Below are 10064 nucleotides of genomic sequence, written 5' to 3' on the forward strand. Positions count from 1 at the left end.
TCCTTTCATCGACGTGGACCGTTCGCACCAATCCAGCAGCTCAGCTAGAGCGGACGCAGACGCGAGCGTCCGTCCGAGCCGACACCGCCGCCTCCACAGCCGCCCAGTTGGTCAGGTCGGGACCAGCCACCGGTGGTGCCCGACGACGTTCGACGCCCTCCGACGACCCGCAGCGGCTCCTGCTCAGGCTTCAGATGGCCGCCCTCACCTAGCGCGCAATGCTCCTCTTCGTCCCCGCGAAGCTGGGCGACCACCAAGGTATGCCCGCTGGGCAATTCCTGGACGTGGCGAACGCGCAGTCCGGCCTGGCCGACCAGTACCTGCACCTGTGAGACGGGGCGGACCCGGCCGCCCGCAAACAGCGCCATCATCCGCATGTCGGTGCTGTACCACCGGCTTGGCACACCGGGCGTGTCCGGCACCATGCCCTCCACGATCCACACCTGCCCGCCGTTGCCGTCCAGTGCTTCTCGCACATCTGCCAGCAGGCCCACGCATGCCTCGTCGCTGTAGTTGTGCAGAACCGAGGACAAGATGTAGCGCTCAGCTCCCCGGGGGAGCTTCTCGAAGATGTCGGCAGGCACGATGTCCACCCGGTCGATCACCCCCGCCCCCGCCAGGTACGTACGGGCACGCAAGGTCACCTCACGACGCTCGGCCAGCACGCCCCGCAGATGCGGGTGAGCATGCAGAAGGGTGGCCAGCACTCCGCCACAACCTCCGCCCAGGTCGGCCACAACCCGGACACCGGCCCAGTCGTCGACGCCCGCCAGATCCACGCCGACCACACTGCTCCGGGCGGTCATGAACTGGTCGAACTCCGTGCCCAACTCGTCGTCGACGGCCAGGTGCTCATACACCGGTGCCAGGCCATCGGGCGGCATGGGCCGACCGTACCGGATGACGTCGGCCAGGCTGCCGATCGTCTGCCACCAGTAGCCTGACCCCGTGACCAGGACGGCGTGCCGCTGAGACGGGCTCGCATCGGCCGTGAGAACCTGCCCGAGTTCGGTGAGCCGGTAGCCGCCCGCCCCGCTGTTGGTCACGAACCCCCTGCTGTGCAGCCAGGCCAGCAGCCGGCCCATGGCCTCCCGGTCCGCGCCGCAGACATCCGCCAGCATGCTGCCGGTCACCGGACTGAGCGCGAGCACATCGAAGACGCGCAACTCCACAGCAGCGTGTACGGCGGCGAAGTCCGGCACCCCGTCGATCAGCCCTTGCACGTACTGGTACGCGTAGCCGTGCCCCACCGACGCGCTGTCCGGGCGATGTGTGGTCATGACGCCGCCCCTCCCGTCGCCGATGCGGTGGGAGACGAGGGCGCGACCGGAGGCGGCGGCGGGGACAAGGTGCTGATGGTCGGCAGCGGCAGCAGGAACGAGCTGACGTCAACCTCGCGGGTGATGTACCGGTACTCGCGCATCACCTCCGCGACCCGCCGGATGCGTTCCGGGTGAAGGTCGGTCGGGAAGGTACCCAAGATGATCGTGGCCGCCGTCGTCGCCTTGATCTTCGTGTAGGTGGGCAGGATCTCCGTGATCACCTGCCTGTTCTGCGCGTCGTGCTGAGCCCGCAAAATGGCCCGCTGGAACGCCGCCACCTCACGCGGATGGCTGTCTGCGAAATCTGCCGAGGTGGCCCAGCCTGCGATCGGCCAACTCTCCGTCTCTCCCTGCATCACGTCATACAGCATCCGGCCGCCGAGTTCCTGATAGGCGGAGATGAACGGCTCGGTCATCCAGGCCACATCGGCCACGCCCGCCCCCAGGGCGTCGATCATCTCCGGCAGCGGCCTCTCAGAGAACCTGACGTCGCTGGCGGTCAGCCCGGCGATCTTCAGCGCCGTCTCGGTGGTGAGCGTGCCGACCGACCGCAGTGTCGCGACCATGACGTGCTTGCCGCGCAGATCCGCTAGATCCTTGATCGGGGAGTTCTTCGGGACCATCAGCTTGAACGTGTTCGGTTCCGCCTGGTAGGCGTCGGCCACGATCTTCAGAGTGCCCGGCTTGTTCGCTTCCGCGAGCACCGCTGCCGTGTAGTTCATGATCGAAAAATTCAGCGCGCCCGACTCCAGCTTGGGCAGGGCGATGCCCCCGCCCTGCACGGTTTCGATCTCGACCGGAAGCCCTTCAGCCTCGAAATAGCCGCGCACCTTCGCGATCTGCACAGTCGCGCAGTCCGGGATCGTCATGATCCCGATCTTCACCGTCTGAAGAGCGCTCCTGGCCGGGATTGCGGTGGACTGCGGCGAGCCGCAGCCGACCACTAAGCCCACAATAAGCACGAAACTTGTTACTGACCGTAGTCGATTCATGTCTGAGCATCCCTATCTAGGGTGAAGGGAGGGCTCCATACCGCTCCGCAACACCAGCGAACGGAAGCAAGCCGGACAACTACCGGCTCGTGCGGGGTAACGCCGCTGACGCGTCACTCACGCGCCATCTGGCGGCACTACGCGCCAGATGGATTCCCGTGCTCCGGCGGCCCCTCGAACCTCCCGACGAGCGGCACACACCGACGAACCCTGACCAGGCTCACCCGCGCCTGCACGCCCAGCCGCCGGAGCACGGGACGACACGGCGGAGGCCCGCACGAGAAACTTTCCAGCTCCGCCACCGCGCCAGGTTCTTTAACGGACCGGCCCCCCGTTTGCCTGGTCCGCGCCGTCCAACTCCGCGAGCGTGACCGCAAGGTCCTTCAGGGTCGCCGCCCGTCCGATATGCCGGGAGCCATGCACCTCAGGACGCGGGCAGGGACGGCCACAACGGCGAACCACATACCACTCCGAAACCCCCGGAAACACACTCCACCGCCCCCCGAACTGTGTCTCAAGCTCCTGCGCCTGTCTCTGCTCCTCGGGACTCACACGTGCGCCCGACGCCGCGGTGTTCCTCGTGTCCCTCACCGCGCAGCCCTCCCCGCCCGCGCCGCGACCGGCCCGAACATCGCCTCGCACCGCTTCTGGAACAGAGCCGCGATCCGCCGCGCCGCCGTCTCTGCCGATGAGGCCGGGCACGAGGTGTAACGCCACCGCCCCGGTTCGGTGGGCGCGTCCAGCGACCAGCGAAAGCGCCACTCCTGCCCGCTCCACTCGCACCACACGTTCAGGCCCACCAGCGCGACCCCGACCAGTGCGATCCCTTCGCATTCGGAGACTCGCGACTCGATTCCGCGCCGAGCCAGATGATCAGCCAGCTCCCACGCCAGTCGCCCCACCGGGCTTGCTGCACCTGACCCGTTCACCGCTCTTTCCTTCCGATCCCGCCCACGAGATCGACCACAGCAGCGTCATCCCGAGCCAGGCCCTCATTCAGCTCTGGACGCCACAGCGGCACCCGCACCAGCCCCGGCGCGACCAGCTCGGTACCAGCAGCGGAGAACAGCTCCCCGACCTCCGCCTGACTGCGCAATACCACCTGCGTCGTAGCGCCCTGGTACGCGGCAGCCGCCGCCGGGATCGTCCGCTCGCTGGCCAGCACATGCGAGATCACCAGGTGACTGCCCGGCTCCAGAAATCGCATCAGGTCCCAGACGATCCCCTCCGGTCCCTCCTCGTCTGGGATGAAGTGCAGGATCGCCACCAGCAGAATCGCCACTGGCTGATCGAAGTCCAGCAGCTCACCGGCCCGGCTCAGGATCAGGCCCGGGTTGCGCAGGTCCAGTTCCAGCATCCGCGTGTTCGCATCGGTGGCCAGCAGCGCCCGCCCGTGCGTGGCGACCATGGGGTCACGGTCCACATACACCGTCCGCGCGTCCGGCCGCATCGACTGCGCCACCTCGTGCACGTTGCCCATCGACGGCAGCCCGGTGCCGATGTCGAGGAACTGGCGCACCCCATGCTCCGCCAGGAAACGCACCGCCCGCCCGAGGAACGCCCGGTTCGCCCGCGCGTACAACCGCCCGTCCGGGTTCAGCTTCAGCGCCTCTTCCGCCGCCCTACGGTCCGCCGGCGAGTATTCCTTGCCCCCGAGGAGGTAGCTGTACATGCGCGCCATGTTCGGCTCATGCCAGTTGAGATCTGGAGTCGCCACCGGCCCTGACTCGTAACGTGCTACGGGTTCCGCCGGCCGCCGGTGGCCCAGCAGATCCGCGTCTACTTCAGGCCGTTTCGGCGGTGCGGGGTTGGCTCTATCCTGTGCCATGGGTCAGGACCTCGATTCCTGATCAAGGCCCCGGAGTCTCCCGGTGTTAGCGCACCGGGCCCGGGGCCGCCCTTTCATGATGGAGGTTGCGGGTGGCTGAGGCCCGCAGGTGGAGCGGTGCCAAAGGCCCTCTAACGCGGCACGTAGTGACCTCGCGGTAGTGCGCCGGGCAGAGATCGTCGGCGGCAAGAGCCAGTACCGGCCCGGAGGCGTCTGCTGCTGCGGTGGAGGGAGAACAAGCTGGCGCTTGAGGTCGGCAACTCGCTGATCGGGGAGTAGCCAGCGGTCGGCCGCGCCAGCGGGCAAGAGGAAGTAGAGGGTACGTTCTACGGGATCGACAATGACCGGCGTGCTCGCGTTCGACAGTCGTTGGAGAATCGCCAGGCCGACGTGCCGCAGTACTCGGATGCCGTCCCATTCGGCGACCTGCGGCGTGGACCGCACGCCAGCAGCTTCAGGGTTGGCGTCTGCCGTCCTTCGCATGATCACCGCCTCTGTCATCGAGCGACGTTTCATGCGACGGTAGAGAAGCGAAGACGCGACCACCCGAACTGTCAGTTTGGGTGGGCCAGCAGCTTAGGACTCAAGCGATTCCCAGCCGTTCGGCGAGCGCCTCGACTTGTCGCCGGTATGTGGGCCGGACTCGGCGGCGCAGGCGGCAGACCATCTCTCGAGCAAGGGGGTTCCTCGCCAGGTCTTCGGGCGAGATCGCTTCCAGATCGAGCAGGTGCACGAGCACAGCCGGATCTTCCCGGCGCAGGTCGTAGCAACGCGCGACTTCCAGGAGGAAGGTGAAGCGCCGCTCTATCGATGGCAGGTGTGAGGTGTCGATCTGATCAGCGACGCGCAGCGCCTCGGCGGCCTCGCCCGCTTCCATCTCGATGCTCACGATGTGCAGCTCGACGTTGGTGGGGCCGAACACGGTCCACATGATGTTGCCTTCGCCGGCCTCGGCGGCGCGCTGTGAGGCGTTGCCGGACAGGCGCTCGCGCGCTTGCCACCATTTCTTGCGTCGAGCGTCGGCGACGACAGCCACCAGTTCCAGCGCGCCGACCATCGCCAGAGCGTCGCCGTTCTTCGGCAGGTCGTGCAATGCCTCGATGCCCTGGATCGCAGTCTGCTGGGCTCCTTCGTGCTCGCCCTCGGCGAGGAGCACGTGGCCGAGGTTCCACTTGGCGGCGGCTGAGCGGACTGGATCGTCGGCTTCTTCGGCTGAGCGCAACGCTCGGTCCGCGACCATGAGGGAGAGGTCGATTCTCCCGGCGCGGCGGCAGTACGAGCGGAGCAGGAAATACAGGTCTGCGGCTGCTCTATGGATGTCTCGCCGCGCTGCGCTGTCTGGACTGAGGCGATGGGCCCGTATGGCGTTCTCGGTGTCCTGGATGAGTTCGGGAAGGATGGCGCCGGCCTCGGTGAACCGTTTTGGGCTGGTTTGCCAGATGCGCCATGCTGATTCGACGCGCTCCCGTAGCTCGGGAGCTGTGACTGGCTCGGTATGGGTCTTCGGCCCGTAGCCGATCAGTGCGGTAACGACGCTGTCGGCCACGTAGGCATTCTCTGACGGGGATTCATCCCGGCCGTCGCCCAGTAGAGCAGCTACGGGAACGCTGAGTTCCAGCGCGAGGCCATACAGGACCTGGAGAGAGGGGACTTTCAGACCGCGTTCGATCTGGGACAGGTACTCCTCAGTTATCCCGCACAACCCGGCTACGGCGGCCTGCGTGCGCTGCCTTTTCTCCCGCCAGAAGCGAATGCGTTCGCCGACGTGAGGCATGGGAGCGTTCACCCGGCCTCCCTTCCTGCCGCTGCATCGAGGGTAGACCGCGACCAGGCTCGCCGGGTCATAACGGAACGGGTATGTGTCAGTCTGGAATGCGACGCGTGACGGATGGAGGAACCTATGACGGTTCGCCGGGTCGTGCTGTGGGACATCGATCACACTCTCATCGACACGAGGGGAGTCGGCCGCGAACTGTCAGCACAGGCTTTCGAGCAGGTCACAGGCGTGCCCATGGTCAGGCAGGCGAAGATAGACGGCATCACGGAGCCCGTGATCTTCCGCGAAACTGCCAAGCTACACGGACTGCGTACCGAGAGACAGGACTTCGAGCGGTTCGCTTCTGCGCTGACCAAGGCCCACTCAGAACGAGCTGCCGAGCTGAGGGAACGCGGTCACGCGCTACCCGGAGCCGCCGTCGCGTTGGATGCTCTGTGCGCGATACCCGACGTCGTGCAAACCGTCTTAACGGGCAATGTCCGCATGGTCGCGGAGATAAAGCTCCAGGTGTTCGGCCTCGACAGGCATATCCGCTGGGACATCGGCGCTTTCGGAGAGGATGACGACACACGGGCCGAGTTGGTGCGTATCGCCTTGCGTCGAGCGACGACAGCGTTCGGGGAACCGGTCACGTCTCGTAATGCTGTACTCATCGGAGACACTCCGGCCGATGTCGAAGCGGCCCTCGCGAATGGGGTCCCGGTGGTCGCGGTGGCATCGGGGCGAAGCTCTAGCGATGATCTGCGCGAAGCGGGAGCGGTGCACGTCCTGCAAAGCTTGGAGGACGTTGATGCGCTCGTTGCCCTGCTCCTGGGGTGACGTTTGCGTGCCCGTCCTAAGACCGTGTCCTATGTGGTGAGCCGGATGAACCTCTTGTAGCAGCACAGTGCGGCGGCCAGGCCGAGAAAGGCCAGGTAGTTGCCGGAGTAGCGTTCGTAGCGGATGGTGAGTCGTCGATAGCCGGTCAGCCAGGACATGGTCCGCTCGATCACCCAGCGATGTCGGCCTAATCGCTGGCTGGACTCGACTCCCTTGCGGGCGATGCGAACCGCGATGCGCTTGCCGCGTAGCCATCGACGCAGGTCATCGCGATCATATGCCTTGTCCGCGTGGAGCTTTCCGGGCTTGATGTGCTGGCCGTGGCGAGGGTCGCGTCTCGTTTGGAGCTCGGTCACGATGGGCTTGAGGCCCTCGCTGTCGTGGGTGTTGCCAGATGAGACACCGACCACGACGGGCAGTCCGGACCGGTCGGACAGGATATGCATCTTCGAACCCGGCTTGCCCCGGTCCACGGGGCTCGGACCTGTATGTTCGCCCCCCTTTTAGCCCGAACGTGGGCGGAGTCGAGTACGACTCGGGACAGGTCGAGCAGGTCGGCGGCAGCAAGTTTGCCGAGCACGGCCTGGTGCAGCTTGGCCCACACTCCAGCCCGCGACCAGATCAGAAAGCGGCGATGCGCGGTGGACTTCGATACCCCGAAACACGGCGGCAGGGCCCGCCACGCGCACCCGCTCACCAGCACGTAGACGATGGCCGCGAACACCGCTTCATCAGGCGCGTTCTGCGTGCCACCGCCCTGCGGACGTACCCGTGCCGGCGGCAACAACGGGCGAACGATCTCCCACAACCCGTCCGGGACAATCCACTCCCACTCGTTCCTTCCCATGCCCTCTTAACGTCCGGCTCACCACATAGGACACGGTCTAAGGTCGTGACTCATTTGGGTGTTGATCGTTGAATCGGTCGTGGATGCGTTCCTTCAACGGCTGGTGCCGGATGAGTTGTGGGAGTTGTTCCAGCGGGTGGTCCCGCCGGCGCCGACGCGACCGCAAGGTGGCGGGCGGCGACGGGTAGACGACCGGACGATTCTGGCGGCGATCGTGTACGTGGCGACCACCGGATGCGCCTGGCGTCAGTTGCCCCCGGTCTTCGGCGCCTCCTGGCAGACCGTGCACCGCCGCTTCACCGAGTGGAGTACCGCGCGGGTGTGGGCCAAGCTGTACCGGATCCTGCTGGACGAACTCGGCGCCCGGGGCGAGCTGGACTGGTCGCGGTGCGCGATCGACTCGGTCAGCGTCCGGGCGGTCAAAGGGGGGAGCTGACAGGCCCGAATCCTGTCGATCGCGGCAAGAAAGGGTCGAAGATCCACCTCATCGCCGAACGGACCGGTCTGCCGCTGGCTGTCGCGATCAGCGCCGCCAACGTTCACGACAGCCTGGCGCTGGAGCCGCTGGTGCGGTCGATTCCACCGATCCGTTCCCGTCGCGGACCCCGGCGGCGGCGACCCGGCAAGCTCCACGGCGACAAGGGCTACGACTACCCGCACCTGCGCGCCTTCCTGCGCGGCCGGGGCATCATCCCCCGCATCGCCCGCCGCGGGATCGAGTCCAGCCAGCGCCTGGGACGCCACCGCTGGGTGGTGGAGCGCACGGTCTCCTGGCTGGCCGGCTGCCGCCGCTTACACCGGCGCTATGAACGCCGGGCCGACCACTTCGCAGCCTTCGTCGCCATCGCCGCAGCCCTTATTTGCTACCGCCGACTCACCAAATGAGTCACTGTCTAACTGGAGCGCAAGGAGGTCAAGGCGAAGTGATCGGCAACCCGTGGTCGGCGATATGGACCCGCCGCGGATTGAGGACGCGGCACAGAGTTGGAAGTGCTGGCTGGCCTGGTTGTTGGTGATGCGGGTGATGTCGAGCAGGGGACTGGGGCGGGCGTCGGCCTGGAACCGGATCCGCCTCTCATCTGCCACCCGGTGCAGCAGCCACCGGTTGGACTTACCGTCTCGGATGACGCGCTCAGCGGTCAGGACGGACACGCTCGGCAGGAGTCGTAGTTGTCGGCCGCGTCTTCGATGCGGTAAGGATCCGATGTGTTCTCGGACCCGGATAGTCGCGGGATGGGCGGCGAGGCTCGCTCGTACACTCAATTCTGGCGCCCGAGTGGGAGAGCGAGTTGTGAATCGTGGTGACCTAGGTGATCGTTTCTGAAGCACTTACACGTACTATTTGCATTATTGGTGCAACTGTCCGCTTCTTTGAAAGTGCTCAAAATCGGCTTGATCGCGTGATAAACCTGCAGGTCGTCGAGTGTGCTCCCCGCGCACGCGGGGATGGTCCCAGCGCGACAGTGGCGACGATGCTGAGGGGCACGTGCTCCCCGCGCACGCGGGGATGGTCCCATCTGCTGCTGGACGCGCTGGGCCTCGTCGAGGTGCTCCCCGCGCACGCGGGGATGGTCCCCTCGCCGTCCGGGTCGTCGACCTCCCACGTGTGCTCCCCGCGCACGCGGGGATGGTCCTCGTGGTGCAGGTACGGCCCCATGGTGTAACAGGTGCTCCCCGCGCACGCGGGGATGGTCCCTACGCGACGGCACCGGCAGCAGCCGCGGCCGGGTGCTCCCCGCGCACGCGGGGATGGTCCCGTGCTGCTCATGCTGTCAGTCGCCGGGCATGAGTGCTCCCCGCGCACGCGGGGATGGTCCCAAGGGCGAGGAGGCCGAGTCGGACCGCTCGCCGTGCTCCCCGCGCACGCGGGGATGGTCCCCTGCTGTACGGCGCCGGGCAGTCGATGATGCAGTGCTCCCCGCGCACGCGGGGATGGTCCCATGATCAAGGCGTACAGCAGACCGGCGATCTCGTGCTCCCTGCGCACGCGGGGATGGTCCCGTCTACACCTACGACGAGGACGGCAAGGACCTGTGCTCCCCGCGCACGCGAGGATGGTCCCTGGAGCGCATCCGCGCCCAGTACGAGCGGACCGTGCTCCCCGTGCGCGCGGGGATGGTCCCTTCCAGAAGGCGACGGTGGCGCTGGTCGTGGCGTGCTCCCCGTGCACGCGGGGATGGCCCCCCGGGCAGCAGCGGCAGCCAGGTCACCAGGTGGTGCTCCCCGTGCACGCGGGGATGGTCCCTACCCTCGTCCCGACTCAACGGACCAGCGAGCGTGCTCACCGCGCACGCGGGGATGGTCAGAACGGGCCGGAAACGCTGTCTTTGATCGCATCATCATTGCGCCCGCCAGGTGAGCTTCGGCTCGACGCGGCTGACTGCCCCGCGTTCCGCAGATGTGTAGCGAGAAAAACACATGAATCAGGGGTGTGAGCTGCGGAAACGCTTGCGGGCACGCTGATGCGGCGTGTCACTAG

The 10064-nt window shown here is 66.7% G+C and carries 7 protein-coding genes and 1 CRISPR repeat array; of the genes, 2 read left to right on the plus strand and 5 right to left on the minus strand.

What is annotated here, in order from left to right; genetic code table 11:
- Positions 1-44: 44 nt before the first annotated feature.
- The 4 genes from ACIBF7_RS44645 to ACIBF7_RS44660 form a co-directional block, all read right to left on the minus strand.
- Positions 45-1280, minus strand: a complete 1236-nt coding sequence (locus ACIBF7_RS44645) for a methyltransferase (RefSeq protein ID WP_397199889.1) — start codon at positions 1278-1280, stop codon at positions 45-47.
- Complete coding sequence (locus ACIBF7_RS44650) at positions 1277-2206, minus strand: ABC transporter substrate-binding protein (RefSeq protein ID WP_397199890.1); 930 nt, start codon at positions 2204-2206, stop codon at positions 1277-1279. The genes ACIBF7_RS44645 and ACIBF7_RS44650 overlap by 4 nt, the downstream gene beginning before the upstream one ends.
- A 1033-nt stretch (positions 2207-3239) precedes the next feature.
- Positions 3240-4142 (minus strand): SAM-dependent methyltransferase, encoded by a 903-nt coding sequence (locus ACIBF7_RS44655; RefSeq protein WP_397199891.1) that lies wholly within the window; start codon positions 4140-4142, stop codon positions 3240-3242.
- 583 nt (positions 4143-4725) lie between these two features.
- Positions 4726-5928, minus strand: a complete 1203-nt coding sequence (locus tag ACIBF7_RS44660) for a helix-turn-helix domain-containing protein (protein ID WP_397199892.1) — start codon at positions 5926-5928, stop codon at positions 4726-4728.
- Between the two features lie 114 nt (positions 5929-6042).
- Here ACIBF7_RS44660 and ACIBF7_RS44665 point away from each other — a divergent pair, with 114 nt between their 5' ends.
- Complete coding sequence (locus ACIBF7_RS44665) at positions 6043-6738, plus strand: HAD family hydrolase (RefSeq protein ID WP_397199893.1); 696 nt, start codon at positions 6043-6045, stop codon at positions 6736-6738.
- 29 nt (positions 6739-6767) lie between these two features.
- Here the strand turns inward: ACIBF7_RS44665 and ACIBF7_RS44670 are convergent.
- Positions 6768-7585, minus strand: a protein-coding gene (locus ACIBF7_RS44670; protein ID WP_397199894.1) for an IS5 family transposase whose coding sequence is annotated in 2 segments (ribosomal slippage) — positions 6768-7243 and positions 7243-7585 — 819 coding nt in all. Because the reading frame shifts where the segments join, the coding sequence is not laid out codon by codon here.
- 79 nt (positions 7586-7664) lie between these two features.
- Between ACIBF7_RS44670 and ACIBF7_RS44675 the strand changes: the two genes are divergently transcribed.
- A protein-coding gene (locus ACIBF7_RS44675) for an IS5 family transposase (RefSeq protein ID WP_397199895.1) occupies positions 7665-8470 on the plus strand; the annotation gives its coding sequence in 2 pieces (ribosomal slippage) (positions 7665-8016 and positions 8016-8470; 807 coding nt in all).
- Positions 8471-9010: 540 nt separating this feature from the next.
- A CRISPR array of direct repeats spans positions 9011-9891; the repeat unit is 28 nt; unit sequence GTGCTCCCCGCGCACGCGGGGATGGTCC.
- Positions 9892-10064 lie beyond the last annotated feature (173 nt).

Origin of the sequence: Nonomuraea sp. NPDC050478, from assembly GCF_044458265.1 — a bacterium.
Taxonomy (GTDB): Bacteria; Actinomycetota; Actinomycetes; order Streptosporangiales; family Streptosporangiaceae; genus Nonomuraea; species Nonomuraea ferruginea.

Coding starts and splice junctions, on each gene's coding strand:
- ACIBF7_RS44645 (WP_397199889.1), bottom strand. CDS start 1,280: ATGACCACACATCGCCCGGACAGCGCGTCGGTGGGGCACGGCTACGCG.
- ACIBF7_RS44655 (WP_397199891.1), bottom strand. CDS start 4,142: ATGGCACAGGATAGAGCCAACCCCGCACCGCCGAAACGGCCTGAAGTA.
- ACIBF7_RS44665 (WP_397199893.1), top strand. CDS start 6,043: ATGACGGTTCGCCGGGTCGTGCTGTGGGACATCGATCACACTCTCATC.